Source organism: Rhizobium sp. 268, from assembly GCF_036571585.1.
In the GTDB taxonomy this organism is placed as follows: Bacteria; Pseudomonadota; Alphaproteobacteria; order Rhizobiales; family Rhizobiaceae; genus Rhizobium; species Rhizobium redzepovicii.
In genome coordinates, this window is sequence record NZ_JAPPSO010000002.1 from 431,516 (window position 1) to 457,454 (window position 25,939).

The 25,939-nt window shown below is 61.7% G+C and carries 26 protein-coding genes; 16 read left to right on the forward strand and 10 right to left on the reverse strand.

What is annotated here, in order from left to right:
- Positions 1-88 precede the first annotated feature (88 nt).
- The 4 genes from OS035_RS05415 to OS035_RS05435 all read left to right on the forward strand — a co-directional run bounded on the left by OS035_RS05415 (position 89) and on the right by OS035_RS05435 (position 3,317).
- The gene (locus tag OS035_RS05415) at positions 89-928 is read left to right on the forward strand and encodes a cytochrome b/b6 domain-containing protein (RefSeq protein WP_097624307.1); all 840 of its coding nucleotides are present in this window, start codon (positions 89-91) and stop codon (positions 926-928) included.
- Positions 928-1,704, forward strand: coding sequence for a molybdopterin-binding protein (locus tag OS035_RS05420; protein WP_183781536.1), 777 nt, complete (start codon positions 928-930; stop codon positions 1,702-1,704). Before OS035_RS05415 ends, OS035_RS05420 begins: the two co-directional genes overlap by 1 nt.
- A gap of 280 nt (positions 1,705-1,984) precedes the next feature.
- Positions 1,985-2,242, forward strand: a complete 258-nt coding sequence (locus OS035_RS05425; protein ID WP_246645377.1) for a hypothetical protein — start codon at positions 1,985-1,987, stop codon at positions 2,240-2,242.
- An 823-nt stretch (positions 2,243-3,065) separates the two neighbouring features.
- Positions 3,066-3,317, forward strand: a complete 252-nt coding sequence (locus tag OS035_RS05435; protein ID WP_239620864.1) for a DUF6894 family protein — start codon at positions 3,066-3,068, stop codon at positions 3,315-3,317.
- A gap of 83 nt (positions 3,318-3,400) precedes the next feature.
- Here the strand turns inward: OS035_RS05435 and OS035_RS05440 are convergent, their stop codons facing one another.
- The gene (locus OS035_RS05440; protein ID WP_131710623.1) at positions 3,401-4,138 is read right to left on the reverse strand and encodes a Crp/Fnr family transcriptional regulator; all 738 of its coding nucleotides are present in this window, start codon (positions 4,136-4,138) and stop codon (positions 3,401-3,403) included.
- A gap of 649 nt (positions 4,139-4,787) precedes the next feature.
- Here OS035_RS05440 and OS035_RS05445 point away from each other — a divergent pair.
- The 6 genes from OS035_RS05445 (at position 4,788) to OS035_RS05470 (ending at position 10,895) form a co-directional block, all read left to right on the forward strand.
- Positions 4,788-5,525 (forward strand): Crp/Fnr family transcriptional regulator, encoded by a 738-nt coding sequence (locus OS035_RS05445; RefSeq protein ID WP_331813436.1) that lies wholly within the window; start codon positions 4,788-4,790, stop codon positions 5,523-5,525.
- 291 nt (positions 5,526-5,816) lie between these two features.
- Entirely contained in the window at positions 5,817-6,575 is a 759-nt protein-coding gene (locus tag OS035_RS05450) for a FadR/GntR family transcriptional regulator (RefSeq protein ID WP_183781530.1), read from the forward strand.
- A gap of 23 nt (positions 6,576-6,598) precedes the next feature.
- Entirely contained in the window at positions 6,599-7,573 is a 975-nt protein-coding gene (locus OS035_RS05455; protein ID WP_097624315.1) for a sialic acid TRAP transporter substrate-binding protein SiaP, read from the forward strand.
- Between the two features lie 294 nt (positions 7,574-7,867).
- Positions 7,868-8,440 (forward strand): TRAP transporter small permease, encoded by a 573-nt coding sequence (locus OS035_RS05460; protein ID WP_003592221.1) that lies wholly within the window; start codon positions 7,868-7,870, stop codon positions 8,438-8,440.
- A gap of 4 nt (positions 8,441-8,444) precedes the next feature.
- Positions 8,445-9,851 carry a TRAP transporter large permease gene (locus OS035_RS05465; protein WP_097624316.1) on the forward strand — a complete coding sequence of 469 codons (1,407 nt, stop codon included), beginning with the start codon at positions 8,445-8,447 and terminating at the stop codon, positions 9,849-9,851.
- 9 nt (positions 9,852-9,860) lie between these two features.
- A complete protein-coding gene (locus OS035_RS05470) occupies positions 9,861-10,895 on the forward strand; it encodes an L-idonate 5-dehydrogenase (protein WP_131710679.1) in 1,035 nt (344 codons plus the stop codon).
- Between the two features lie 19 nt (positions 10,896-10,914).
- On the opposite strand, the gene OS035_RS05475 is transcribed toward OS035_RS05470, so the two are convergent.
- The 3 genes from OS035_RS05475 to OS035_RS05485 form a co-directional block, all read right to left on the reverse strand.
- Positions 10,915-12,261, reverse strand: a complete 1,347-nt coding sequence (locus OS035_RS05475; protein WP_131710625.1) for an NAD(P)/FAD-dependent oxidoreductase — start codon at positions 12,259-12,261, stop codon at positions 10,915-10,917.
- Position 12,262: 1 nt separating this feature from the next.
- On the reverse strand, positions 12,263-13,150 hold the full coding sequence (locus OS035_RS05480; RefSeq protein ID WP_183781527.1) for a dihydrodipicolinate synthase family protein: 888 nt from the start codon (positions 13,148-13,150) through the stop codon (positions 12,263-12,265).
- Between the two features lie 72 nt (positions 13,151-13,222).
- Positions 13,223-13,918, reverse strand: a complete 696-nt coding sequence (locus tag OS035_RS05485; protein ID WP_097624319.1) for a GntR family transcriptional regulator — start codon at positions 13,916-13,918, stop codon at positions 13,223-13,225.
- 213 nt (positions 13,919-14,131) lie between these two features.
- On the opposite strand from OS035_RS05485, the gene OS035_RS05490 reads away from it, so the two are divergent.
- Entirely contained in the window at positions 14,132-14,329 is a 198-nt protein-coding gene (locus OS035_RS05490; protein WP_183781524.1) for a hypothetical protein, read from the forward strand.
- A 47-nt stretch (positions 14,330-14,376) separates the two neighbouring features.
- On the opposite strand, the gene OS035_RS05495 is transcribed toward OS035_RS05490, so the two are convergent.
- Positions 14,377-15,684 (reverse strand): GGDEF domain-containing protein, encoded by a 1,308-nt coding sequence (locus OS035_RS05495; RefSeq protein ID WP_097624321.1) that lies wholly within the window; start codon positions 15,682-15,684, stop codon positions 14,377-14,379.
- 152 nt (positions 15,685-15,836) lie between these two features.
- Here OS035_RS05495 and OS035_RS05500 point away from each other — a divergent pair, with 152 nt between their 5' ends.
- On the forward strand, positions 15,837-17,507 hold the full coding sequence (locus tag OS035_RS05500; RefSeq protein ID WP_097624322.1) for a sensor histidine kinase: 1,671 nt from the start codon (positions 15,837-15,839) through the stop codon (positions 17,505-17,507).
- Between the two features lie 87 nt (positions 17,508-17,594).
- Here OS035_RS05500 and OS035_RS05505 read toward each other — a convergent pair whose 3' ends face one another.
- Positions 17,595-18,113, reverse strand: coding sequence for a hypothetical protein (locus tag OS035_RS05505; RefSeq protein ID WP_003592237.1), 519 nt, complete (start codon positions 18,111-18,113; stop codon positions 17,595-17,597).
- A gap of 311 nt (positions 18,114-18,424) precedes the next feature.
- Positions 18,425-18,889 (reverse strand): Lrp/AsnC family transcriptional regulator, encoded by a 465-nt coding sequence (locus tag OS035_RS05510; protein WP_331813437.1) that lies wholly within the window; start codon positions 18,887-18,889, stop codon positions 18,425-18,427.
- 126 nt (positions 18,890-19,015) lie between these two features.
- Between OS035_RS05510 and alr the strand changes: the two genes are divergently transcribed.
- From alr to OS035_RS05525, 3 genes are all read left to right on the forward strand, one after another.
- Positions 19,016-20,146 (forward strand): alanine racemase, encoded by a 1,131-nt coding sequence (gene alr / locus OS035_RS05515; RefSeq protein ID WP_131710630.1) that lies wholly within the window; start codon positions 19,016-19,018, stop codon positions 20,144-20,146.
- 31 nt (positions 20,147-20,177) lie between these two features.
- Positions 20,178-21,428 (forward strand): D-amino acid dehydrogenase, encoded by a 1,251-nt coding sequence (locus tag OS035_RS05520; RefSeq protein WP_183781520.1) that lies wholly within the window; start codon positions 20,178-20,180, stop codon positions 21,426-21,428.
- An 81-nt stretch (positions 21,429-21,509) separates the two neighbouring features.
- The gene (locus tag OS035_RS05525; protein WP_331813438.1) at positions 21,510-22,529 is read left to right on the forward strand and encodes an AraC family transcriptional regulator; all 1,020 of its coding nucleotides are present in this window, start codon (positions 21,510-21,512) and stop codon (positions 22,527-22,529) included.
- 69 nt (positions 22,530-22,598) lie between these two features.
- Here the strand turns inward: OS035_RS05525 and OS035_RS05530 are convergent, their stop codons facing one another.
- On the reverse strand, positions 22,599-23,933 hold the full coding sequence (locus tag OS035_RS05530; RefSeq protein ID WP_331813439.1) for an aspartate aminotransferase family protein: 1,335 nt from the start codon (positions 23,931-23,933) through the stop codon (positions 22,599-22,601).
- Between the two features lie 142 nt (positions 23,934-24,075).
- On the opposite strand from OS035_RS05530, the gene OS035_RS05535 reads away from it, so the two are divergent.
- Positions 24,076-24,624 (forward strand): cupin domain-containing protein, encoded by a 549-nt coding sequence (locus tag OS035_RS05535; protein WP_054184486.1) that lies wholly within the window; start codon positions 24,076-24,078, stop codon positions 24,622-24,624.
- A gap of 73 nt (positions 24,625-24,697) precedes the next feature.
- On the opposite strand, the gene OS035_RS05540 is transcribed toward OS035_RS05535, so the two are convergent.
- Both OS035_RS05540 and OS035_RS05545 read right to left on the reverse strand, forming a co-directional pair.
- Positions 24,698-25,150: a DUF5086 family protein gene (locus OS035_RS05540; RefSeq protein WP_097624327.1), complete on the reverse strand. Its 453-nt coding sequence runs from the start codon at positions 25,148-25,150 to the stop codon at positions 24,698-24,700.
- Positions 25,151-25,155: 5 nt separating this feature from the next.
- Positions 25,156-25,938: a pyrroline-5-carboxylate reductase gene (locus OS035_RS05545; protein ID WP_331813440.1), complete on the reverse strand. Its 783-nt coding sequence runs from the start codon at positions 25,936-25,938 to the stop codon at positions 25,156-25,158.
- Position 25,939: the final 1 nt, after the last annotated feature.

Here is a 25,939-nt window from a genome sequence, read left to right on the forward strand (position 1 = left end):
TTTTAGACGCGCAAAGGACGCTGTAGCACTTTTGATTGCTGCGGCCGCGTCCCCTCTTTTCGAAACGTCTGACTTTCGGAGAACCATCATGGCGACGATCGATGCCGGCACGAAAACCGGCCGCACGCTTATCTACCGCCACAGCCTTGCCGTGCGCCTGTCGCATTGGGTGAATGTGTTCTGCCTCACCGTGCTGCTGTTCAGCGGTCTGCAGATATTCAATGCGCATCCGGCGCTCTATTGGGGCCAGTACGGTGCCGACAACGACCCGTCCTTCATCGCCATGGAAGCCGTCGAGGGCGGCGACCAGGCGAAGGGGCTGACGCATGTCGGTTCGCTCACCTTCGATACGACAGGCGTGCTCGGTCTTTCGGATGTCGATGGCGAGGCGACAGCAAGAGGTTTTCCAAGCTGGCTCACGCTTCCAAGCTACCAGGATCTATCGGCTGGCCGGCGCTGGCATTTCTTCTTCGCCTGGCTCTTCGTTCTCAACGGCTCCGTCTATCTTCTCTATGGGCTGATCAGCCGGCATTTCCGCCGGGATCTCGCCCCTGAAGGCAAGGAACTGACGCTCGCCCATCTCGGGCATGAGGTCGCCAGCCATGCCCGGCTGCGTTTTCCGAAAGGAGCCGAGGCACGCCACTACAACACTTTGCAGAAGCTGACCTATCTTGCGGTGATCTTTTTGCTGTTGCCGCTGATGGTTGCGACGGGTCTCACCATGTCGCCGGGCTTCAACGCGGTGGCGCCCTGGCTGCTCGATGTCTTCGGCGGCCGGCAATCGGCCCGCACCCTGCATTTCCTCACCGCCTTCTCGCTCGTCGCCTTCGTTGTGGTGCATGTCGCCATGGTGATCCTGTCGGGTGTCTTCAACAATCTGCGCTCGATGATCACCGGCTATTACGCTATCGAACAGGGAGACGAATGATGAGCCGCCTGATCACCCGCCGCCGCTTCCTGATCGGCTCGACCCTCACCGCCTCCGCATTGGGATTGAGCGGCTGCGACGCAGTGGTCGAGAGCGAGCGGACGAAGTCGGTGTTGAAGATCGCCGAAGGCTTCAGCGTGAAGACGCAGCGCTTGCTGCTTGGCGACAACGCGCTGGCCCGCGAATTCAGCGAGACGGACCTCTCCCCGGTCTTTCGCTCCAACGGCACCAGCATGCCCGATAACCCGCAATATCTCGACTGGATGAGCCGGCAGTTCTCGACCTGGAGACTGGATGTCGGCGGTCTCGTCGAAAAGCCGTCGCAGTTCTCGCTGGCGCAACTGAAGGCGATGCCGTCGCGTACCCAGATCACCCGCCACGACTGCGTCGAAGGCTGGAGCGCTATCGGCAAATGGATCGGCCTGCCGCTCGGCGCCTTGCTGCAATCGGTCGGGCTGAAGCCCGAGGCGCGCTATATCGTGTTTCATTGCGCCGACGAATACGAAAAGACGCTGGATGGCAGCGGCTGGTATTATGAGAGCATCGATCTGGTCGATGCGCTTCATCCGCAGACGATCCTTGCCTATTCGATGAATGGCCGCGACCTGGAAGTGGCGCATGGAGCGCCGCTGAGGCTCAGGGTCGAGCGGCAGCTCGGCTACAAGCAGGCGAAATATCTGACGCGCATTGAGGCGGTGGCCGATCTCGGTCGGCTTTATGGCGGCAATGGCGGCTTCTGGGAAGATCGCGGCTACGAATGGTATGCCGGCATATGAGTTGCGGGCAGGCTCCGATCTGCCTGTTCGCAAAGCTCATCAACTGAGTTTGCCGGCGTCTACGGAAATTCTTGGCGGGCAGAAGCCGCCAAGTACCTCTGTAGGCTCAATGATTCTAGATGGTTAGGTTCGCCCACAACGAGGATTGCATTATCATCGATGCGCGGACTGACATGGACGACGAGCAATTGAATTTCCGGAGTGAACTCTTATGCGCGATGGGGCCGCAAGAGCGCGAGCTTCTGTTGCTTCACCTGGAGCCTGTCGCTTTGGACGTCCTTTGGTCCTGGAAACGGAGAATACCCCGGTTAGCGACGTTTACCTGCTTGAGGCAGGTCTTGCCTCGATCGTGGCAAGATTTCCGGGCGGCCGCGACATTGAAGTGGGGATCGTCGGTCGCGAGGGCATGACCGGCGACGCCGTTGTGCTCGGCGGTTTCCAATCGGCGAACCGGCGGCAGATCGCCATTCTCAACCGGCGGGGACTGATCGAAGAGGCGCACGGATCCGGTCTGCCGAGGAGGAATACCGGCGTCTGATCGGCAGGCATCTGGCGCGTTAAGCGGTTCGCCGGCCCTGATCCGGCCGCGTCGGTTCCACCATCTCGGCGGAAGGATCGAACGGAAGCCGGCATTGGTACGCTTCCGTACTCGTAGTTGAAATCGAAAATCCGAAGATTAGGATCTCCTTACATACTGGGGAGGAATGCGGATGACCCAGCATTCGGGAATTACGAAGCCGGCGCTGCAGCCTGAAGACATAACCATGTTGAGTGCAGTGCTGAGGCAGTGGTGCCGGGAAAAATCATGCGGGATCGGCAGTCCGGCAGCGCAACATGTTGCGCGGGAACTTGTCTCCTGGTTCGAATGCGGCATTCGCAATCCGCATAAACTCGCTGGCCTGATGCGCCACATGCACGTGGATGGGCCAACGGTCTCGCGCCCAGCCGCGAAAGCGGGCCAGTCAGAGCGTCAGGATGGATAGAATTCTCCGAGCCTCCCTCTCGGTCTGTTCCTCCGGTCTGAGCTTTCCGGAACGGCAGATCGCTCTCAGACAGATCGTCGATGAACTTCAGGAACTCTGCGACGGCGCCCCCGATCCGCGCCCGATCCTCCTTCGTCTGCTTCATACTATCCGCGCTTCGATGACATCGATCGCCGGAGCCGATGACGACTGTTGGGAAGATATTATCCGGGAACCCTTCCAACTGCGGGCGACGATGGTGCGTCTGCGAGCCGAAACGGTTATTGCCATTGATCGGTTTCCCGGATGGGAAGGACGCTGATAGTGTTGCTGTCCGAGTAACAGGCGGGCTCTTTTCTGAGGAAGCGCGCCACGCGTTATGGCATTGATTCTGCGACGGTGAGGCAGCGCATCCCGAGGTTTTATTTCAACGTCGTGTCGGACGCCCCGGTGGTAGTCGATTTGGAAGGTTCGGAACTGGCGACGCTCGCCGATGCCAGACGAGAAGCCGTGCAGGATGCAAGGGCGCTGATGAGCCAGGCGGTGCTTGCAGGAAAAGACATCTCGGCGCGACGGATCCATATCTGCGATGAACTGGGAGGCGTCCTTCTGATCGTGCACTTTGTGGAGACGGTCCGGCGCTCGGATTAGAGCAATACGCCACGCGGTCTTGAGACGACTTGCGCTATTTCATTGTTTGGGATGCGGATGTTCGCAGGCCGGTTAATTTCACATCATCCGGATTTGGCCGGCCGGCGGATCGGTAGGCCGATCAGACGTTCATATTCGCGTTCCGGCACACCATAGCTTCCGGCGGCAATCTCCTCCAGCCGTTCCCGGTCGAGAATCCTGACATTGGCACGGGTCGACTTGATGGCTCGCAGGCCTTCGATGACATGCAACTCGTTGGTTACGCCGGAGCGCCGAACGCCGAGCATGAGCGCCAGAAATTCATGGGTGAGCGGCAGGTCGCTTCCGGTCAGCCGATCATGACACATCAGCAGCCAGCGGGCGAGCCGCTCATGCATGTTGTAGCGGCCGTTGGCGAGGGCCGACTGGGCCAGCTGGATGTCGCAGCAATGCACATAGTTGAGGAACAGGGCGTTGATTTCGGGAAAGGCTTTCAGCACCTGTTCGAAGTCCTCGACAGAGACCTGCAGCCCGGTTCCGGCGACCTGCATGAAGGTCCGGTTGGGCGTCGTATCTGTCTTCAGGAGGATATGCGCCCCCGCCATGCCCTCGTAGCCGATATGCCCGACCTCGACCGCTTCGTCTTCGGCATTCGAAGCGACCATCGATGCGAGACCGTCCTCGATGAAGCACACATGGTCGATCGGCTGATCGGCCTCGACCAGCACATGTTTCACCGGCAGCTGGATTGCCTGCGCAGCGGCGAGCAGCATGTCAAAGGCATCGGCAGGCAAGGCCTTCAACAGCAGATTGTGATTGTTGCGCTGATCCGCTGCGGCCATGGACGGTCTCCTGCGGGGAGGAGCCCGTGCTCATACCAGCAGCCTTCATGATCGCGGTATTGAACAGCTTATGCGTCAAAACAGCCGGCATAGCCATATTGATGGGCGGTTCTGTGCGGTTTTGACAATACCGGTGGAGAGGGAAGAATAAGATTATTCTTTAAAAATCATAGCATTAAGAGTAAATTGCAACAGAGCAATGTGTCAGGCGGGTACTTATGCATCTCTCGGCAATCGATGACAAAACCCCTGCCCGGTCGACGACTTTCGATCTGAAGCTCCGCCCTCCAGCTGCTGCACAAGCGCGCGCACCACCTTCATCCCCAGGCTTTTTCCGGCGTTCTCGTCTGATGAAAATTCCGGCGGCAGGCCCCTGCCACTGTCCGATACGCGAGGGGATGTCACCGCAGTCGTTGCGCGCGATGACGGAGACAGCGCCGCCGATATCGGAATAGCCGTGCTTGAAGGCATTCGTCACCAGTTCGTTGACCAGAAGCCGGACGGACACGGTCCGGCCGTCGACGCGAGGCCGGGTCATACGCCTTGCAATCAGGCGGCCCGGGGTCCATAATTCCCATCATCGTTGGCAGACTTCACGGCGCTGGCGGCTGGGAGACGGTGTGCTCTTGCCAAACCAAAGGGCAGGGCCATGCGACGTCTCCACACCCAGAATCTCATCCTAGCGCATCTGTCGGCTCCGGAGCTTCTGGCTCTGGAGACGGTTCTCGAACCGCTCATCCTCCCGCGCGATCTCGATCTCGTCCATACCGGCATGCTGGTCAGTCACTATTACTTTCTGGAAAGCGGTATCGCCTCGATGGTGGCGACGAGTCCGGAGGGCAGAAGGGCGGAGGTCGGCCTGGTCGGCAGGGACGGGGTGTCGCCGCCGACCCTGCTCATGGAGGGGAAACGATCGCCGTTCCAGGTGACGATGCAGGTCGCCGGTCATGGACGCCGTGTCGAAGCCGCTGCCTTGGCGGGGTTCCTGCGCGAGCAACCCGCAGTCCTGTCGCTGCTTTCGCACTTCGTCCATATCTTCTTCACGCAGGTCGCCCACACTGCGCTCTCCAATGCCGTTCACAAGATCGACGTGCGATTGGCGAAGTGGATTCTGATGTGCCACGATCGCCTGGACGGCGAAGAGATCGCGATCACCCACGAATATCTGGCGATCATGCTCGGCGTGAGACGATCGAGCGTCACCGATGCCTTACATATCCTGGAAGGCGAGCGCCTCATTCATTCCAGCCGCGGCCGGGTGATCGTTCGCAATCGCATAGCCCTCGAAAGCTTCGCGGCCGACGCCTACAATCTTCCGGGCATATCCGGGCCCGACCTTCCCGGTATCCGCTATCAATCATCTCGCGCACCGATCGCCGCGCATTGAAGCCTGTCGTCGATACGAAAAGCGCGTCGCGGTTAACTTGATTCATGCGGCGCGCTTAGCTTTTTGTTTTTATGCATCTCGTTATCCGGGAACCGCTGCACACTTTCCGGCGACATGCATTAGACGCCGCTGCAATGGCCGAACCCCAGAACTCTTCTCAGTCTGTGGACGCTCGTGTTTTGCGTTTATGCGGCGGATTGACGCGCAACCCCTACGGTGATACCTATGTCTCAATTGGTCAGGCCAGTTGACCAGATGCGCGCTTGAGGAGGCACCGCCGGGGAGGCCAAAATGTTTTCACCTGTGGAATCGCGCCGCCTCTATCGGCAGGTGGCGGACCAGATTCGTTTGATGATATCACGCGGCGAACTTGCCGTCGGCCAGCGGCTGCCGGCCGAGCGCGACCTGGCCGAGCAACTGTCGGTGTCGCGCCCAACAGTGCGCGAGGCGCTGATCGTCCTGGAGGTCGAGGGCCTCGTCAATATCCGCATGGGATCCGGCATCTACGTGGTGCGCCAGCATGCCGCGACTGCGACGGGAAACGAGCGCGAGCCGGTGGAAGGGCCCTTCGAGCTGCTGCAGGCGCGCGCCATCATCGAGTGCGCCATTGCCGAAGAAGCGGCAGGCTGCGCCGGGCCGGAAGGCATCGCACTGCTCGATGAAGCGCTGACGCGCATGAGCGGCGGCGTCAACGATGCGAGCACGGTGCTTGCCGCCGATCGCGCCTTTCACACCGGCATTGCCGCCATCGTCGGCAATGCGACACTGATCCGTGTGACCGGCGAGATGTTCGACATGCGCATGACCCCTTATTTTGCCAAGCTCGCCAGCCACTTCGAGGGGCCGGGAACATGGCGCAGCGCCGTCGACGAACATCGGGTCATTCGCGATGCGATCGCCGCCGGCGATGGGGCAGGCGCCAAGGCGGCCATGCGCGCCCATCTCACCTTATCGCAGAAGAGGTTTTCCGAGAGCTTCGGGGAGGAGTTTTCGGGAGAGGAGGCGCGTGGCCGCAAGAAGGCGCCCGCGAAAGGAACCGACAAGATTTAACCCAAGCTCGGGAGGAGAGAGCGATGAAGAGCAGACTAGCAACGATACTTTGCACCGCAGCCGCGATCATGGCGACGACGGCGGTCGCACATGCCCAAACGGTACTGAAATGGGCGCATGTCTATGAAACCTCCGAGCCCTTCCACACGGATTCCGTTTGGGCTGCAGAAGAGATCGCCAAGCGCACCGACGGGCGTTACAAGATCGAGGTCTATCCGGCCTCGCAGCTCGGCAAGGAAGCCGACATCAATCAGGGTCTCAAGCTCGGCACGGTCGACATCATCATCTCGGGATCGAGCTTTGCCGCACGCGACTACAAGCCGATCGGCGTGACTTACTTCCCCTATATTTTCCGCGGCCCCGATCACCTGATCGCCTACACCAAGAGCGATGTCTTCAAGCGCCTCGCCAAAGGCTATGAAGACAAGACCGGCAATCACATCGCTGCCGTCAGCTATTACGGCACGCGTCATACGACATCGAACAAGCCGATTGCCAAATGCGCCGACATGCAGGGCCTGAAGATCCGCGTGCCCGACGTTCCGGCCTATCTCGCCATGCCGCGCGCCTGCGGCGCCAACACGACGCCGATCGCCTTTGCCGAAGTCTATCTCGCTCTGCAGAACGGCACGGTCGAAGCGCAGGAAAATCCGCTGACGACGATCGAGGCGAAGAAGTTCTACGAAGTCCAGAAGAACATCATCCTGACCGGCCATATCGTCGATCACCTCAACACCGTGATCTCGAAACAGCTGTGGGCGAAGCTTTCCGACGAGGACAAGAAGATCTTCGGCGAGGTGATGCAGGAGGCCGCCGAGCGTACGACCAAGACGATTGCCGGCAAGGAAAACAGCCTCGTCGCGACCTTCAAGGAAAAGGGTCTCAACGTTGCCGAGGTCGACAAATCAGACTTCGAAAAGAACGTGATGGAAAAGGTGAAGTTCGAGGACTTCGGCTACGAGAAGGCCGATTGGGAAGCCATCCGCGCGATCCAGTAAGGGTCTGGTCCGTTCGCGCCTGCGGCCGCCCCTCACCCTAACCCTCTCCCAGTTTTGACGGGGAGAGGGGACGTGCTCTGCGAGACGTTGGCGAGGGACGGAGACGTTGCCGCATACCCCCTTCGCCCCGTTTACGGGGTCCGAAGGACGGGTCGAGACCCGTGGCTCGACCCCGGTCGGTGCCGGCAGGCGGATGAGGGGCCACGCCTCCAGCAAGGAACAAGGCTTATCGACAAACCGAAGGTCGCGCCTACACGCCGCGCCCCATCCTCCGCAACCGGAACAAGGCCGATCATGTCGCAAGAAATTCATACGCCAATCACGGCCGAGGAGATCGGTCACGAGTTCGAGGGCCACGCGCCGACAGCGAACATGTCGGACTACGCCATTGAAGACTGGATCACGCTGATCGTCTTCTGGCTGATGGCGGGCTGCGTCTTCCTCCAGTTCTTCACGCGCTATGTGCTGAACGACAGCTATGCATGGACCGAGGAGATCGCGATCAACTGCCTGATCGGGGTCGTCTTCTTAGGCGCCGTCATGTGCGTGCGCACCTCGCGGCATATCCAGGTGGACGTGTTCTATCACTATATGCCGGCAGGGCTGGCGCGCGTGCTCGCCACTTTCGTCGACATCGTCCGCATCGGCTTCTTCGCCTATGGCTGCCACCTGATGTGGCGCTATGTCGATATCGTCGCCGACGAGCAGATGGTTACCGTCGAGCTGCCGCGCAACATCGTCTTCTACTCCGTGCTCGTCGCCTTCGTGCTGATGCTGATCCGCGCGGTCATCGTCTTCATCGCCAATATGCGCCGCGGCTACTCCGTTCTGGAGCGCCCCGAAGAATTCCAGACTGTCGAGGGTTGATTCGATGCTGCTGCTGCTTGGTTCATTTCTGGTGCTGATGCTGATCGGCGTGCCGGTCGCCATTTCGATGGCCGTCGCATCCGTGCTGTATATCGTCCTTTACGGCGTGGCGCCCGACATTATCGTCGCCCAGCGCATGATCGCCGGCGTCGAAAGCTTCCCGCTGCTCGCCGTTCCCTTCTTCATCCTGGCGGGCAATCTGATGAACTCGGCGGGTGTGACTGGCCGCATCTATTCCTTCGCGGTCGCCCTCGTCGGCTGGATGAAGGGCGGGCTGGCGCAGGTCAATATCATTGGCTCCGTCATCTTCTCCGGCATGTCCGGCACCGCACTTGCCGATGCGGCCGGCATCGGCACGATCGAGATCAAGGCGATGAAGGATCACGGCTATCCCGTCGAGGCTGCCGTCGGCGTGACGGCGGCCTCTGCCACGCTCGGGCCGATCTTCCCGCCGTCGCTGCCCTTCGTCATCTATGGCATGATGGCGAACGTCTCGATCGGCGCGCTTTTCATGGCCGGTATCCTGCCCGGCGTCGTCATGACGCTGTTGATGATGATCACCGTTGCCGCCTTCGCCTACAAGAAGCGCTGGGGCTCCGACGCGCCCTTCGATATCAGGCAGCTGCTGTCGGCTGGCATGGAAATCGTCGTTGTCCTGATGGTGCCTGTGGCGATCTATCTGATGATGCGGGCCGGCCTATCGATGAATGCCGCGGCCGGCATCGCCCTTCTCTTGCTTCTGGCGCTCGACTGGTATTTCGGCTTTTCCGCCGTCATGGCGCTGATGACTCCGGTCATCCTGATCGGCGGCATGACGATGGGCTGGTTCACGCCGACGGAGGCCGCGGTTGCCGCCGTGCTCTGGTCGCTGTTCCTCGGCCTGGTACGCTACCGCACCATGACGTTTTCGACGCTCGCCAAGGCAAGCTTCGATACGATCGAGACGACGGCATCGGTTCTCTTCATCGTCACCGCCGCGTCGGTCTTCGCATGGCTGCTGACGGTCAGCCAGGCCGCCCAGCTGCTGTCGGATGCGATCCTGTCGATCACCGACAATAAATGGGTATTCCTGATCCTCGTGAACTTGCTGATGCTCTTCGTCGGCTGCTTCCTGGATACGATCGCAGCGATCACCATCCTCGTGCCGATCCTGCTGCCGATCGTCGCCAAATTCGGCATCGATCCGGTTCAGTTCGGCCTGATCATGACCCTGAACCTGATGATCGGGCTGTTGCATCCACCGCTCGGCATGGTGCTTTTCGTGCTGTCCAGGGTCGCGAAACTGTCGGTCGAACGCACCACCATGGCGATCCTGCCCTGGCTGGTGCCGCTCTTCCTGGCGCTGATTATGATTACCTTCATCCCCGCCGTGTCGCTCTGGCTGCCGCAGCAGCTCGGGCTGCTGCGATAGGAGCATATGATGCAGACACGTCTGGCACGGCTTTACCAGAAGGGCGATCTCAGGATCGAGACCGACACCGTTTCGGCCCCCGGTCCAGGCGAGGTGCTGCTCAAAATGGCAGCCGCAGGCATCTGCGGCTCCGACCTGCATTATTACCAGGACGGTGGTTTTGGGCCGGTCAGGGTGCGTGAGCCGATCATCCCAGGCCACGAGGCCTCGGGAACGGTAAGCCAGGCGGGCGAGGGCGTCGACCTTAAAGCCGGCGTGCTGGTGGCGGTCAATCCCAGCCAGCCCTGCAGACATTGCGAATATTGTGAGAAGGGCTTGCCGATCCACTGCCTTGAGATGCGCTTCATGGGCAGCGCCATGCGCCTGCCGCATGAGCAGGGCATGTTCCGGGAATGGCTGGTCGTGCCGGCCAAACAATGCTTCGAAGTGGGTGCCGCGACGACGGCCGCGGAAGCCGCGTGCAGCGAGCCCTTGTCCGTCTGCCTGCACGCTGCATCACGCGCCGGCGATATCATGGGCAAACGCGTCCTCATCACTGGTGCCGGCCCGATCGGCGCGCTGATGGTTGCCGCCGCTCGCTATCACGGTGCCGCCGAGATCGTGGTGACCGATCTTGCGGACGCGGCGCTGGAGAGGGCGAAGGCGATGGGCGCCAGCCGCGCGATCAATGTTTCCCGGGATGCGGCAGCACTTGCCGAATTCGAGAAGGGCAAGGGCTATTTCGACCTCGTCTTCGAATGCTCGGCCGCCGCTCCGGCCATCCGCAGTGCGATCGCGGCCATCCGGCCACGCGGCACGATCGTGCAGGTCGGGGTCACGGGAGAGATCCCGATCCCGCTCAACGCCATCGTCGGCAAGGAGTTGCATATCCACGGCACGCAGCGCTTCCACGAGGAGTTCGCCACCGCTGTCGGGCTGATCTCAACCCGCAAGATCGATGTGCGGCCGATCATCAGCCACAGCCTGCCGCTGGAAGAGGCCACCGCAGCCTTCGCGCTTGCCGGCGATCGCACGGCCGCCTGTAAGGTGCAGCTTACGTTTTAGCGTAGGGCTCGGCTCCGCCTCACTCCGTCCCGGCCTGCCATTCGCGATAGGCGAGATGGATCTTCGCGCCGATTGTCGTCAGCGGCTGTGGCGGCAGTAAAACCGGTGCCGCCAGGCGGCTGTAGACACGGCCGAGTTCGGAATCGTGCCCGAGCACGCGTTCGGCCGCGGCCATGCCGGCGGCGGTGGAGTTCGATGCGCCGAGGCCGTTGCAGCCGCAGGCGGCGAAAACGCCGCGTTCGATTTCTCCGAAGGCCGGCACATGGTTGCGCGTCAGCGCCATCGCGCCTCCCCAGCGATACTGCATGTCGACACCGGCGAGACCAGGAAAACGACGGGCGAATTTGCTGTCATGCAGACGGCCGGCGCTGCGAATGGCGGCATCGCTGATCTCGATGCCCGGATTGTAGCTGTAGCGCGATCGCACCAGGATCCGGTCGCCGCCGCCGGTGTTGATGCGCCGCACCGTCGTTCCCATCGGCAGCGCCGGGGTCGCCGCCCACTTCCTTTCGCCGCCGAGCCTTGCCGGATCGAACTCCTCCGTCAGGGAGGCATAGGTAAAGACATGCAGAAGACGCCCGCGAAAGAAACCGAAGCTTTCCACATGGCCGTTATTGGCGAGGATGATCTTGCCCGCCAGCACCGATCCCTTCGGCGTCTTCACCAGCCAGCTATCGCCGGAGCGCTCGAAGGACAGGGCCGGCGTCCGCTCGAACAGCCGCACCGGTTCCTTCAGACAGTCGGCCACCCCTCTGACATAGGCGGCCGGCTGGATGATGATGGTGCCCGGCGAGAACAGAGCGGAGGTGAAGGCCCCCGATCCGGTCACTGCCTCGATCTCTTGCCCCTTGAGCAGGCGATGCGCTTCCCCCATTTTCCCAAGCTGCAGCGAATAGGCTTCGAGATGCTTGTCGCCTTCCGTGCTCATCGCGATGCTGTAGCGGCCGCATGGGTCGAACAGTTCCTTCCCCCAGCCGTTTTCGGCAGCGAGTTCGGTCGCGAGCGCAATGGCCGAACGCTGCAGGAGCACGGAGTCGCGGAACTTGCCTTCCGACTCGCCGCTGAAATCGTCGGAGGAAACCTCGTGGGGCAGGTCGATGATGAAGCCGGAATTGGCGCCGGCCGGACCTTCACTGATAATGCCCGCTTCGAGAACAGCGACCCGGACGGTCGGGTCGAGACGCGAAAGGCGGTGGGCCGCCGACAGGCCGGCAAAGCCGCCGCCGATGATCGCGACATCGACGCTGACCGCTTCGGAAAGTGCCGGGCGCGGCGCGCGCGGCGCAAGCGTCGCCACCCATCCCGACACGCCCGCCCGTTTGGGAAGCCTCGATGCGACGAAGACGTTCTTTGCGGCCTCTCTCACGTCAGATCGCTTCCCGCTCCATGAGCGTTTCGAGGGAGTGCCGGAGAGCGGGAAGCTTTTCCGGGGCAAGGGCGCGCAGCGGCTTTCTCGGGGCGCCCGCGCCATAGCCGATCAGCTCGGCGGCTGCGTAGACGGACTGCACGTAATCGCCCTCCCAGATCAGGCCCATGGCCGGCTCCAGGATTTTCCAGAGCGCGCGGACCTCGTCCCATTTGCGCTGAGCGGCCGCCGCAACGAGCGCAACGCAGGTTTTCGGCGCGAAGTTCGCGCCGCCCCAGATCAGGCCGTCGCATCCGGCATAGAGCGCATAGGGGACGAGTGGGTCGGCGCCGTTCATGACGAAGCGGCCGGTACGTATGAGGGCTGCCTGTTTTCCCAGATCCCCGCTGCTGTCCTTGACGGCTGAAAAGCCTGGAATGTCGTTCAGCTTATCCAAGAGCTCCGGCGTGATGGCGACGCCGACCGCCTGGGGCACGTTATAGCCGATGACCGGAAGGCCAGCCTTGGCGACCTCGGCGTAGAAATCGAGAATGCCCTGGTCCTCGGTCGGCCCTTCGAAGAAGGGCGGAAGCACCATGACGCCTTCGGCGCCGGCGTCGCGGGCGCGGGCGGTCCGCTCGACGACATCTTCCACCAGCAGCGCCGAGGCCTGGGCGATCACCTTGGCGCGGCCATTGACGATCTTCGCGCCGCGACGGACCAGTTCCTCGGATTCTTGTTTGGAGAGATAGACATGCATGCCGGTTCCCGAGCTGAACAGGAAGCTGTCGATGCCTGCGGCGAGATAGTGTTCGACATTGACTTCGAGCCGTCCGTAATCGATGCGGCCGGCATCGTCGAACGGGGTGGTGATTGCGAGATTGAGTCCTGGAAAGGGAAAGGCGGTCATTGATGGAAATCCCGTTGCGTTAGGCCGAAGGTCGATCTGGATTGTCTTGAGCTGCGTGTCTGATTGCCTGACCTAGAGGGTCGGCGCCTGCAGTCCCTCAGGGGCGGCGTACATCGCCATGTTCCGCCTGGAGAGTTCGATATGGAGCCGCGCTAGCTCGCCGGAGGCCTCGGCGTCACGCCGCTCGATGACCTCGATCATCTCGTCGTGCTGAGCCGACGCCAACTCCAGTTCTTCCTGCATGCGCGGCGTGTTCGGGTGCTGGTAGAAGATCTTGCCGATCCTTGCGTGGTCGATCTGCAGGCGGCGCAGGCTCGGAACGACGTAGACATTGTGAGCCATCTCGCCGATCTGGCGGTGGAACTGATCATTGTAGAATACCCGGCCCTCGACATCGCAATCATCGACCGCCTTCCGGAAGGCGCGCTGGATCTCTCTGAGAACCTCCAGTTCCGCAGTCGTCCGGTTCTCGGCCGCGAGCTTGTTGGCGGTAATGTAGATCATCGGCGCGAGCAGGAAAAAGTCGCGCAGCGAGTTGTAGCTCATGGAGCTGACACGGGCGGCGCGGTTCGCCTCAAGCTCGATATAGCCCTCGCCAGCCATCTGCCGCATCAGCTCGCGCACCGGCGGACGTGAAAGCCCGAATTCCTCGCTCAAGGCCACTTCATCAAGCACCGCACCCGGAGGCAGCTGCATCGTCAGGATACGCCTGCGCAGTGCGAGTTCGAGGCTGGACTTGCGGTCCGGAATGGCGACTTCGGCATTCATATCTCAGCTTGCCTCATAATTTCTTTAGAAGACATTATGTAGACATACGGTTGCCGTCAAGTCTTGATAGCTCTGGGGGGTGTCGGAGCCTGCAAATCGAGGGTTGCTCACGTGAAAGTGCGACACGCACGGAAACAAAAGCGGACCCGGCCTGTTACCGCTTAACCCGCGCAGGCATTCCTGGCCGGGCGTGCACCCGCATGGGAGCAGGATATGGATACAGCAACGCAGTGGGCTCTTCTTCTCGGCGCTCTGACGCTGGCGAGCTGGATCGCGGGCGGGCTGACGGCCGTCTTCGGAAATGTGGAACCCGGTCATCGGCAAAAGGCAGTGGGATATCTGATCTTCGGGCTCAACGCTGCCAGCCTCGTCTCGGCGGCTGCCATGGTTGCGATCCTGGTCATCCGATGAATGTCGATCAGCCGGGTGGCAGGTCGGAATTCGGGCCACACCCTGTTCTAGCGTCGGGCGGCGATCTGCTCGGTGGCGGAAGGTGCAGCCTGGTGCGGCCGGCGAAAGACGCAGACCTGGTTCCGGCCGGCTTCCTTGGCGCGGTAGAGAGCCATGTCGGCCTCGTGCTGGAGAGCGGCCAGCGAAATGTCGGTGTCGAGCGCCGATTTCAAGGCGACTCCGACGCTCAACGTGACCGAGGGGCCAACACCGGAGGACGGATTCGGAAGGGCAGCGGCTTCCACGCTCTCGCGTATTCGCGTGGCCACCGCGATGGCTTCGTCTTCGTCGACATCCGGAAGCACGATCAGGAATTCCTCGCCGCCATGGCGCGAGACCAGGTCGCGATCGGCGCGCACGCAGCTCTGGATGATGCCGGCAACCTTGACGAGGCAGCGGTCGCCCTCGCCATGGCCGAGCTTATCGTTCAGCGCCTTGAAGTGATCGATATCGCACATGAGCATGGCTGCGACGACGCCGGCTTCACCGTCGTTGCGCCACAGGCCCTCGAGCGTTTCCATCATCCAGCGGCGGTTGGCGATCCCCGTCAGCGGATCGGTTCTGGCCAGCCGCTCCAGTCGGGCGTTTGCATCGGCCAGTTCTGCAACCCGGCGCTGGTCCCTGCAGTCTAGCAGAAATGTCTTCTGCGCCAGGATGTTCATCGTGCGCCGGGCAACCACGGTGGCGATGATCCCGCAGGAAAAGAACAGGGTCGCGGCGGCGACGCTGCCGGCGTCCAGGATCGGGTTGTGCCATTGAAGGATGAAATAGAGACAAAGGGCATAACAGGCGATGGCAACCGTCCACGCCAGCGGCACGCTGAAGATCGTGATTGCGCTCGTCGCGACGAACAGCATGATGCTCAAATGCCGCTCGTAAAATTCACCGCCGGCAAAGACGCCGACAAGTGCCACCGATAGAAGAATAAGGCACATTCCCACAAGCAGCGATGCGCGCTGTACCACCGCCGCGCGCGGCTTGCTCCAGACGAGCGCTGTTAAAATCGCCGCCGGCGGCAAAAGGCAGGCGGGAGCGACCATCGACAGCACGACCTGTGGGGGAAGCAGAATAGCGTTCAGCGCCAGCGTCAGGATATCGACGAATGCCACCCATATCATCCAGGACCGGATGACCTTCGCGGTCTGCCGCCATGACTTTTCGTCATATCGGCGGCGCAGATCTCCCGTCAGGCGGATATCGCGGGTTCTGCCCGATAAAAGACGTTCGACCTCATCGGCCATCGCACCATTCAGTGGCCGCAACGAGAAGGACCCGGCGGCAGAACCTTCGGAGGACGTGCTTTTGGCATCATTCATCCTTGGATTATGTAGCCGCGATCGGAGGCTCGGCAAGGCGCACGCCCGGATGTCCTGATTCGTATGTTGATATTTTGTAAACAAGATTCCCTGCGTGATCTGGGCCAGATCGTCCCGATCATGCTACGAACCCTCGTCCGAGAGGGAACAGGATGAGACTCAAGCTGGTTGCAGTTGCGGTCGCGGCGCTGGCGCCCGTGGTCGCGATGCTCGCATACAACGAAGTCGCGCTCCGCCATCAGCGCAACGAAGAGGTGCGCGCGTCCGCAGCACAGGCTGCAAGGCAGGCGTCGTCGGAAGTCGAACGGATCGTGGAGGGCCTGCATGCCCTTCTGGTGTCGGTGTCCGCCATGCCTTCCGTCCGGCATCTCGACATCCAGGCGTGCAACGAGGCTCTCAAATCGGTTGCCGAAAGCATTCCGAACATCCGGACCATCTTCGTCGTCGGGCTCGACGGGCGGCCGGTCTGCGGGAGCATGGCTTTTCCGGACGGCGTGGTGTTCTCCGATCGCGATTACTTCAAGCAGACGCTCGAGACCAAAGACTTTTCCGTCGGCACCTATACGCAGAGCCGCCTTTCCGACCGCCCCGTCCTGCCGCTCGCAATGCCTTTGATGGAAGGCGAGAGCGTCAAGGCCCTCATCGTCAGCGGTATCAGGCTGGACTGGCTGCAAAACCGCATCACCGAGCGCGGCGTCGCTCCCGGTAACGCGGTGACGATCGCCGACGGCAAGGGAACCATCGTCGCGCGCGTTCCCCTTCCGGAACAGTTCGTCGGCACGGTCATACCCGACGAATACCAGCACCTGATCCACGCTGAACAGCCCGATGTGATCGAGGTGACGAGCCAGGACGGAACCGTGCGCATCCTCGGCTATCGCCCGATAGCGCTGCCGTCCAGCCCCCTCTATGTCAGCGCCGGCTTCTCGAAACCGGAAGCTTTCGCGCCGATCAACCGGGCGACGCTGATGAATACGCTCGCCATCATCGGCGGGGCACTTTTCGCCTTTCTGGCCGCGATCTTCATCGGCAACCGCTTCATTCTCGCGCCGATCTCCAGGATCGCGGAGGTGATGGAGAAGTGGCGCAATGGCCAGACGACGGCGCGCACCGGCATGACGGGGCCGGACGAACTGGACATCGTCGGCGCGACCTTCGACCGGCTGCTCGACGAACTCGATGAGCGGAGACGCCGGAACGAACAGGCGGAGGAGGAGCGAACCCTGCTCGTCCGCGAGATGGCGCACCGGGTCAAGAATGGCTTCGCTCTCGTTCAGGCGATCGCCCGGCAGACCTTTTCGCGCTCCAATCCGGAAAGCTACAACGCCTTTGCCGAAAGGCTCGCCGCACTTGCCGGCACATATGATCTCATCCTGTCACGGGAGGGGTCGGCCGCCCCCATCCGGGAAATCATCTCCGCCGCCTTGCGGGCGCACATCGCCTCGCAGGAACGCATTCGTCTCGATGGCCCCGACGTGATTCTTCCGGCCGATATCGCCCTGCCGCTTTCCCTCGTGCTCCACGAGTTGGCGACCAATGCAACGAAGTACGGAAGCCTTGGAAGCGAGCAGGGAACCGTCGCCATCGAATGGAAGCACGATGACGGCCGCGTCCTCCTTGTATGGACGGAAGCCGGCGGGCCGCCGGTTTTGACGCCGACAAAAAGAGGCTTCGGCTCCGTCCTCATAGAGCGGGCCTTTTCCTCCAAGGCGCAGGCGCAATCCAGATCGGATTACAGGTCCGAAGGGCTCGTCTTCGAAGTTGTCTTCTTAACCGGGGAACCCGCAGCGAAGACGGAAGTCGAAGTCCCGATAGGGACATAGTGCCTTCGAGCAGATATGCCGGAAGCATGGCCGGTTTGAAACCAGCCAGGATGCCCATGCGCCCGGCGACACTCCGGCTGGACATTCCTATCTTCCCGCTGCAGGGGGGCGTTGCAAATCGATGCGGCTCGTCACCACGGATTTGCCCGACGTCGGGTCCTGATCGACCGTTTGAAGCCGAAGCCTGTCCTGTCCGACTTTCTCGATCATCAACGTCGCGTTTCGGTCGCCATTGACCACGCGAGCCCAGGTCACTCGAAGATTGAGTGCGTCGCCCTGCCTGCTGCCGACCAGTTTGGAAGGCTGTCCCGATGGCCCGATGTAGTTGCCGGTGTATCGTTGTCCCAATGCCTTGACGTTGGCCGAGAACGCTCTTGTGAAAACCGCAAGGCCGCGGCATTTCCCGTTCATCGAGACTGCGGATTCACTCGCGTCTGATTTGAGCGTGCAGGAAACATTGAAGTTCGTGCCGCCGATCTTGGTGAGAACCATACCGGTCCCGCGCCAATCGCCCGCCAGGGATCGCAAGAATCCCGACTCCGACGCCTTTGCTGTGTGAGGCAGGCAGGACAGCGAGAATATAGCAGCGATCAGAACAGCACGCATGATAGCCTCCCCGTTTAAGCTACCAAACCGCTGAACGCTGCCGATTGTTCCGTAGAGATTCAGGCTCTAGCCGGCACCGCAGCCCAACAATCCGCCGCTGACGAGCGATCCGCAAGGCTGCGGCGTTGAGAATTGATATAGGCCCGCTGATGGTGCTCGGTCGCGCAATCAAAAACTCCCCGCCTCGAACCTTCGCGCAAGACGGAGAGAGGGATCGTTTTCGAGCCGGAATTCGGCTTTCATTGGCAGGCAGTCAGACCACCCGGATTTCGAATGGCGGCAAAACCGACGCCGTGTTTGGTGATCGCGTTTTAATGCCTGCCTCTGGTGCGCGTCGCCAGAACATTGCGGATCGAGAAGCTGGAATGAATCCGGAGGACGCCCGGTAGGGTCGACAGTATTTCCTTGTGGATGCGCTCGAATTCGCCCGGACTGGCGACCTCCACGCGCAGGAGATAGTCGGAACCGCCCGTCATCAGAAAACATTCCCGGATCTCGGGATGCCGGCGGACCGCCGCCTCGAAGCGATCGAGATGGTCCTCCGTCTGTCGCTCGAGCGTGATGTTGATGATCACGGCGATCATCTCGTCCGCATTGCCGGGGTCCACCAGCGCCGTATAGCCGCGGATCACCCTTGACTTTTCCATGATCTTTATGCGCCTGAGGCAGGCGGACGGCGACAGGCCGATCTCGGCGGCGAGCTTGGCATTGCTCATGCGCGCGTCGAGGCGCAGCAGTCTCAGGATATTGCGATCGATCGAGTCGAGAGCGGTCATGATAGATTATACCAAAAGTTCGCCGATTATGCGGATAATAAGCAAATAATGCGATAAGCAGCTGCTGAATGCTAGGCAATTTCGCGCATTGTTTCATAAACTTTCCTGAGATCGGGAGGGATGGACATGGATAGCGATATTTTGGTTTCCCGCACACGCACCACGACCGCAAAGGGAGCCACGGGCTATCTGACGATCGATCTTGCCGCGCTCGGCCGCAACTACCGCAAGCTCGTATCGATGCTGGCGCCGGTCCGCGCCGGAGCCGTCGTCAAGGCCGACGCCTACGGCCTCGGCGCCGAGCGGGTCGCGGCAACGCTCTACGGCGAAGGCTGCCGGCATTTCTTCGTCGCCCAGTTCGTCGAGGCGGTCAGGCTGCGGCCGACCCTTGCGCATGACGCCCAGATTTTTGTGCTGAACGGCTTGCAGCCGGGCAACGAGATCGCCTGCGCCGAGAGGGGCATCGTGCCGGTTCTCAACTCGCTGGCCCAGTGGCGGCAATGGTCGGCGACAGCGCGGATGCTGAAGCGATGCCTGCCTGCCGTGCTGCAATTCGACACCGGCATGTCGCGGCTCGGCTTTCCCCGGGAAGAACGAGCCGAACTGGCGGCAGCGCTTGGCGACGGCAGCAATGTCGAAATCCTGTTCATCATGAGCCATCTCGCTTCGGCCGACGATATGGAGAGCGACCAGAACGGCGAACAGTTGGCCGAGATGTCCCGCATTGCCGACGAATTTCCCGGCCTCGACATGTCCTTCGCCAATTCCGGCGGAGTCTTCCTCGGTGATGCCTATCATGGTGTGCTCGCCCGCCCCGGCATCGCGCTTTACGGCGGCGCGCCCAACAATGGTGAGGCGAACCCGATGGAGCCGGTCGTCAGCCTCGATGTCGCCGTGGTGCAGACCCGCACCGTGCCGGCAGGCACCAAGGTCGGCTATGGCGGCGCGCATGTCACCCAGCGGGAGATGCGTCTCGCCACCATCGCCGCCGGCTATGCCGACGGTCTGCCCCGGACGCTCAGCGACCGCGGCGCCGTCTATGTCAACGGCATCCGCCTGCCGATCGTCGGCCGGGTCTCGATGGACAGCGTGACCGTCGACGTGTCGGCACTGCCCGAAGGCACGCTGACGCTGGGCAGTCTGGTCGAAGTGCTTGGCCCGAACCAGACGCTCGAGGACATCGCCGGCGATGCCGGCACCATATCTTACGAAATCCTAACCGCTCTGGGCGATCGTTACGACAGGCAATATCGCTGAGAGCCCGGCGGCTCCATCATTTGGGAAGATCATGAAAGTCATTGTTCTGGGTGCCGGTATCGTCGGCGTCACATCCGCTTATCAGCTAGCCAAATCAGGCCATGAGGTCACGGTCGTCGATCGGCAGACAGGCCCGGCGCTGGAAACGAGCTTTGCCAATGCCGGCGAAGTTTCCTTCGGTTATTGCTCGCCATGGGCAGCGCCCGGCATTCCGGCGAAAGCGATGAAGTGGCTGTTCATGAAACATGCGCCCCTCATCCTGCGCCCGAAGCTCGACATGGCCATGCTCTCCTGGATGGCGAGGATGCTGTCGAACTGCACCTCCGAGCGCTACGCGATCAATAAGAGCCGCATGCTGCGCCTTGCCGATTACAGCCGCATCGCGTTGGCCGAACTTCGCGCCGAGACCGGCATCGCCTATGACGAACGCATGCAGGGAACGCTGCAGCTCTTCCGCACGCAGCAGCAGCTCGAGGCCTCGGCCAAGGACGTCAAGGCGCTGGCGGCGGACGGCATTCCCTATGAGGTGCTGAACCGGGACGGCTGCATCCGCTTTGAGCCGGCATTGAAGCACGTGCGCGACAAGATCGTCGGCGGCCTGCTGACGCCGAAGGACGAAACCGGCGACTGCTTCAAATTCACCAATGCGCTGGCCGCCAAAGCCGAGGCACTCGGCGTCCGCTTTGCCTATGACACGACGATCAAGGCGCTGGATGTCGAGGCCGGCCGCGTACGCGGCGTCATCACCGATCGCGAACGGATGAGTGCGGATGCGGTGGTGGTTGCGCTCGGCAGCTATTCGCCGCTGCTGCTCAAGCCCTTCGGCATCAAATTGCCGGTCTATCCGGTGAAGGGCTATTCGCTCACCATCCCGATCACCGACGCGACGCGCGCTCCGGAATCGACCGTCATGGATGAAACCTTCAAGATCGCAATCACCCGGCTCGGGGACCGCATCCGCGTCGGCGGCATGGCTGAAATCTCGGGCTATACCAACGATCTCGGGTTCGCCCGCCGCAGCACGCTGGAACATTCGGTCACCGATCTGTTCCCCGGCGGCGATGTTTCCAAGGCGTCCTTCTGGTCCGGCCTGCGCCCGATGACGCCGGATGGCACGCCGGTCATCGGCCCGACGAAGATCAGCGGTCTCTTTCTCAACACCGGCCACGGCACGCTCGGCTGGACGATGAGCACCGGTTCGGCGCGGCTGATCAGCGATCTGGTCGGCGGTCGCACGCCTGAGATCGACGCGCGGGATCTCGCCATCAATCGATATGGCTGAAACCCGTCAAACGGCGCAAAATGCAAAGAAATGATTGCGGCCATCGCTTATTATCGATGGGCTTTGTCTTCGAGGTCATGAATGTCCGGTCTTTCCCTTATGTCCGCCAATGGCAGCTCCCTCCACGATCCGGCGAGGCAGAGCCCGCCGTTTTGGGAGACGGCGTTCAGCGGCACGGATCCGGACGCACTCTCGGAAATATTGTCGACGCCGAACTCTCCGATCAAGGCTGAGGCGAAAGCCGACGCACCCATCGCCTATCGCTGCAATTTTGTCGCGACGGAAGAGCTGGCCATTGCCGACTGCGCCTACGAAGGCACAATCTCGATCCGGCGGGAGGCGCCCAGTGGCAAGGTCATCATATTCCTGCCGATGGAGGGGGACGCCCTCTTCGATGCGGGCAAGGAGCATATCCATTCCGTTCCCGGCCGCGGCGCCATTCTCGGGGCGGGCCGCGTCTCGGGTGCCCGCCTGCTCGGCCCGCGCCGTCATCTCGGCCTGTTCATCGATCAAGCGAGGATCAACAGGCACCTGACACAGATGTTCGAGCGAACGATTATTGGCGACACGGATTTTCGTCCCTCTATCGATCTGACGACCGGTCCAGGGCTCGTGTTGCAGCAACTCGCCGCGAACCTCCATTATGGACTCAGCGGCGACGGGCCGCTGCTGCAGTCGCCGCTGGCTCTGAACGCGCTCTGCGACGCGACGATCTATCTGCTTCTGGAGACCTGTCCCCATCGCTATTCGGAGGCGCTTGCGCTTCCCGCTCCGGCCCCGGCTCCTCGCCATGTGAAATGGGCGATCGAATTCATGCAGGAATATATCGCCGAGCCGATCTCGCTCAACGACATCGCGACCGCAGCCAAGGTCAGCGTCCGCACTTTGCAACAGGGTTTCCGGCAGTTCAGAGATACCACGCCGATGGCCTACCTGCATGAAATCCGGATGCTTGCCGCCCATCGCGATCTGCTCGAATCCGGCACGCGACAGGCCGTCGCCGACATCGCGCTCCGATGGGGATTTACCCATCTCGGGCGATTTTCAGCAGAATACCGGAAGCGTTTCGGTCAACTGCCGTCACAGGCCCTCAAGCGCTGATCGCCATACTTGCAGCCGGGCGGTTCCGTCGGCGATTCAAATCGCCGACGAGGGACACCGGATGCAGGTCTATACCACGCGCTTCAGTGCATCGCCGATCGTCGAGACGATCGTGTCGATCTGGCTCTTCTCGATGATGAGCGGCGGCGAGAGCGCGATGATGTCGCCGGTCACGCGGATCAGCAGGCCCTTGTTGAAGCAGTCGACGAAGACGTCGTAGGCCCGGGTTCCCGGCGCGCCGTTGCGAGGCGCCAATTCGACCGCGCCGACCAGGCCGAGATTACGGATGTCGACGACATTGGGGAGGCCTTTCAGCGACTGCAGGGCTTCCTGCCAGTGCTCGGCCAGATCGGCCGCGCGCGTCAGCAGTCCTTCTTCCTCGTAGATTTCGAGGGTTGCAAGCCCGGCGGCGCAGGCGACCGGGTGACCGGAATAGGTATAGCCGTGGAAGAGTTCGATCGCATTTTCCGGGCCGACCATCAGGCCGTCATAGACCTTGCGGCTGGCAAAGACCGCGCCCATCGGGATCGCGCCGTTGGTCAGCCCCTTTGCCGTGGTGACGAGATCCGGCACGACGCCGAAATAATCGACCGCGAAAGGCGTACCGAGACGGCCGAAGCCGGTGATGACCTCGTCGAAGATCAGCAGGATGCCGTGCTTGTCGGCGGTTGCACGCAGCTTTTCCAGATAGCCTTTCGGCGGCAGGACGACGCCCGCCGATCCCGACATCGGTTCGACGATGACGGCGGCAATGGTTTCGGCGCCGTGCAACTGCACCAGGCGCTCCAGATCGTCGGCCAGTTCCACGCCGTGGGCGGGAAGGCCCTTCGAAAAGGCATTGCGCTCGACGTCGAGCGTATGGCGCATATGGTCGGCCGGTATCTGCGGAAAGACCCGCCGGTTGTTGACGAGGCCGCCGACGGAAATGCCGCCGAAGCCGACGCCGTGATAACCCTTCTCGCGCCCGATGATGCGCGTGCGGGTGCCCTGGCCGATGGCACGCTGATAGGCGATGGCGATTTTCAGCGCCGTATCGACCGATTCCGAACCTGAGCCCGTGAAAAATACCCGGTCGAGCTTGCCGTCCGGGCCGCCCGGCGCGTTCGCGGCCAGCTTGGCGGCGAAGTCGAAGGCGATCGGATGGCCCATCTGGAAGGTCGGAGCATAGTCCATGGTAGAAAGCTGCCGTTCGACTGCCTGGGCGATCTTCTTGCGGCCATGGCCGGCATTGCAGCACCAGAGGCCGGCAGTGCCGTCCAGTACCTGGTTCCCGTCGACGTCGGTGTAATACATGCCCTCCGCTGCGGCCAGGAGGCGCGGCGTAGCCTTGAACTGCCGGTTCGCGGTGAACGGCATCCAGAAATTGTCGAGTATGGGCGCGTTCGGTTTGCTGATCTGGTCCATGCTGGCCTCCTATGGTTGGCGGTGAGAATGGCAATTTCTCCCAGTCAAACAAGTCCTTTTCTTCTGCGGTACAAGTCATTGAAACTGAACAGACGAGCGGATATGTTTTTCGATATTCTGGACAACATAAACGGACCGCATCATGTCAGTCGACATCGGCAGCCGCCTGCGTCATCTGCGCATCGCTCATAAGCTTTCCCAGCGTGAACTGGCCAAGCGCACCGGCGTGCCCAATTCAACGATTTCGCTGATCGAATCGAACGCCTCCAACCCTTCGGTCGGGGCCTTGAAGCGGATTCTGGACGGTATCCCGATCGGTCTGGCGGAGTTCTTCGCCTTTGAGCCCGAGCGTCCGAAGAAGGCTTTCTATGCGGCCGAAGAACTGGTGGAGATCGGCAAGGGCGCCATCTCCTACAGGCAGGTTGGAGAAAACCTGTTCGGGCGCAGCCTGCAAATGCTCAAGGAATGTTACCAGCCTGGCGCCGACACCGGTAAGATTCCGCTTGTTCACGAGGGGGAGGAGGGCGGGATCGTCCTCTCGGGAAGGCTTGAGGTGACCGTCGACGACGAGCGGCGTATCCTCGGGCCGGGGGATGCCTATTATTTCGAAAGCCGGCGGCCGCATCGGTTCCGCTGCGTCGGGCCGGTGCCCTGCGAAGTCATCAGCGCCTGCACGCCGCCGACGTTCTAGAGCATGATGCCGAAAAGTGTGAGCGGTTTTCGGACGACATCATGCTCTAACTCTTTAATTTAGCAGGTCACATCTATTCTGAATCGGATCTGCCGATGCATTCGAGAATTGCCGTGCGGCAAACCATGGCCTCTCTTTGCGCCGGAGATTGTTGACGCCAGGCCTTGTCGGCGATCCGGAACTCGATGTCCTTGTAAAAATAGGTCTTTGCTTTCCGTCTCAGGCGGCTCCTGTCCAAAGCCGCCGCCGTCACGACGAGATGGGCGGCAAGCCGCTTGAATTGCCAGGGTGGCGTATGCCGCTCCTTCTCGATCACTTCAAGATGGTAATAGGGATCGTGATCGGCGGGGTCGGGAACCTTGTAGATGGTGGCCCAACGAATGGTCCGTGGTGAGAGGGAGAGAATGACGGTGGAAACGGCCGGTGGTCTTGCCGCCTCGGCATGCGCCAGGACGCTTCCGCCGAGAAGGGCCGCGACGGCTGCAAGGGCGGCGCCGAGACCTGTTCGCATCCATGCCGATGCCATGCGCCTCAGCTCCTGCGGCCCTCGATGCGGGCAAGTACGCCGTCGAGGGCGGCGGTGAGTGCGGCAAGACCGCCCTGCTTGTCGAAGTCCGAAAGAACCTGCTCGTTCAGGCCGCCTTTGGTGGCGAATTCGCGGCTCAGCGCGCTGAACGGCTCGTTGCCGGGGTTGTTGGCTTTCTGCGCCAGGCTTGCAAACAGTGGGGCGATGTAGGCTTGGCCCTTTGCCCTTTCGAGGCCGCTTTTTTCCAGCCAGCCGGTGATCGACTCCATGACGCCGAAATAGGTCGACATGACAGCGCTTGCGGCCGCGAGGAGATCGTACTCCTTCCGCGACTGACATTGCACGGCTGTTCCGAGCGTGTCAAACAGCGCCGCGATGGCGGCATTGGCAGGATAGATGGCGGTAACGCCTTGCCGCTGTGCGACGAAGGGCAGGGGGATGGCCTGGACGAGATCGATATCGGCGCCGATCCAATCGAGTAGGGCTTGCCGCTCCGTCGCCGCGACGAGGCTGACGACCGTCTGGCCGGTCCTGAACGACAGCGCCCGCACGACTTCCTCGGCGATCTGCGGCCTTATCGCCAGGAACACCATGTCGCTGCGATCGACGACAGTCTGGTTGTCCCCGGCAATCCTGACCGAGGCGAACTCTTCTGCCAGCGTGGCGGCAATGTGCGCGCTCCGCGGTGAAGCGTGGACCTCGGAGGCGTAAGCCGGTGCGGCCAGAAGCCCGCGAACCATGGCTTCGGTGATGGCGCCGGTGCCGACGAATCCAATGCTATCGATCATC

Excerpts from the sequence above, each read along its gene's own strand:
- OS035_RS05455 (WP_097624315.1), top strand. The coding sequence starts at position 6,599 with ATGAAGAGCAGACTAGCAACGATACTTTGCACCGCAGCCGCGATCATG.
- OS035_RS05415 (WP_097624307.1), top strand. The coding sequence starts at position 89 with ATGGCGACGATCGATGCCGGCACGAAAACCGGCCGCACGCTTATCTAC.
- OS035_RS05445 (WP_331813436.1), top strand. The coding sequence starts at position 4,788 with ATGCGACGTCTCCACACCCAGAATCTCATCCTAGCGCATCTGTCGGCT.
- OS035_RS05500 (WP_097624322.1), top strand. The coding sequence starts at position 15,837 with ATGAGACTCAAGCTGGTTGCAGTTGCGGTCGCGGCGCTGGCGCCCGTG.
- OS035_RS05510 (WP_331813437.1), bottom strand. The coding sequence starts at position 18,889 with ATGACCGCTCTCGACTCGATCGATCGCAATATCCTGAGACTGCTGCGC.
- OS035_RS05490 (WP_183781524.1), top strand. The coding sequence starts at position 14,132 with ATGGATACAGCAACGCAGTGGGCTCTTCTTCTCGGCGCTCTGACGCTG.
- OS035_RS05520 (WP_183781520.1), top strand. The coding sequence starts at position 20,178 with ATGAAAGTCATTGTTCTGGGTGCCGGTATCGTCGGCGTCACATCCGCT.
- OS035_RS05535 (WP_054184486.1), top strand. The coding sequence starts at position 24,076 with ATGTCAGTCGACATCGGCAGCCGCCTGCGTCATCTGCGCATCGCTCAT.
- OS035_RS05545 (WP_331813440.1), bottom strand. The coding sequence starts at position 25,938 with ATGATCGATAGCATTGGATTCGTCGGCACCGGCGCCATCACCGAAGCC.
- OS035_RS05470 (WP_131710679.1), top strand. The coding sequence starts at position 9,861 with ATGCAGACACGTCTGGCACGGCTTTACCAGAAGGGCGATCTCAGGATC.
- OS035_RS05505 (WP_003592237.1), bottom strand. The coding sequence starts at position 18,113 with ATGCGTGCTGTTCTGATCGCTGCTATATTCTCGCTGTCCTGCCTGCCT.
- OS035_RS05460 (WP_003592221.1), top strand. The coding sequence starts at position 7,868 with ATGTCGCAAGAAATTCATACGCCAATCACGGCCGAGGAGATCGGTCAC.
- OS035_RS05450 (WP_183781530.1), top strand. The coding sequence starts at position 5,817 with ATGTTTTCACCTGTGGAATCGCGCCGCCTCTATCGGCAGGTGGCGGAC.
- OS035_RS05530 (WP_331813439.1), bottom strand. The coding sequence starts at position 23,933 with ATGGACCAGATCAGCAAACCGAACGCGCCCATACTCGACAATTTCTGG.
- OS035_RS05525 (WP_331813438.1), top strand. The coding sequence starts at position 21,510 with ATGTCCGGTCTTTCCCTTATGTCCGCCAATGGCAGCTCCCTCCACGAT.
- OS035_RS05480 (WP_183781527.1), bottom strand. The coding sequence starts at position 13,150 with ATGACCGCCTTTCCCTTTCCAGGACTCAATCTCGCAATCACCACCCCG.
- OS035_RS05485 (WP_097624319.1), bottom strand. The coding sequence starts at position 13,918 with ATGAATGCCGAAGTCGCCATTCCGGACCGCAAGTCCAGCCTCGAACTC.
- OS035_RS05465 (WP_097624316.1), top strand. The coding sequence starts at position 8,445 with ATGCTGCTGCTGCTTGGTTCATTTCTGGTGCTGATGCTGATCGGCGTG.
- OS035_RS05495 (WP_097624321.1), bottom strand. The coding sequence starts at position 15,684 with ATGAATGATGCCAAAAGCACGTCCTCCGAAGGTTCTGCCGCCGGGTCC.
- OS035_RS05540 (WP_097624327.1), bottom strand. The coding sequence starts at position 25,150 with ATGGCATCGGCATGGATGCGAACAGGTCTCGGCGCCGCCCTTGCAGCC.
- alr (WP_131710630.1), top strand. The coding sequence starts at position 19,016 with ATGGATAGCGATATTTTGGTTTCCCGCACACGCACCACGACCGCAAAG.
- OS035_RS05420 (WP_183781536.1), top strand. The coding sequence starts at position 928 with ATGAGCCGCCTGATCACCCGCCGCCGCTTCCTGATCGGCTCGACCCTC.
- OS035_RS05440 (WP_131710623.1), bottom strand. The coding sequence starts at position 4,138 with ATGGCCGCAGCGGATCAGCGCAACAATCACAATCTGCTGTTGAAGGCC.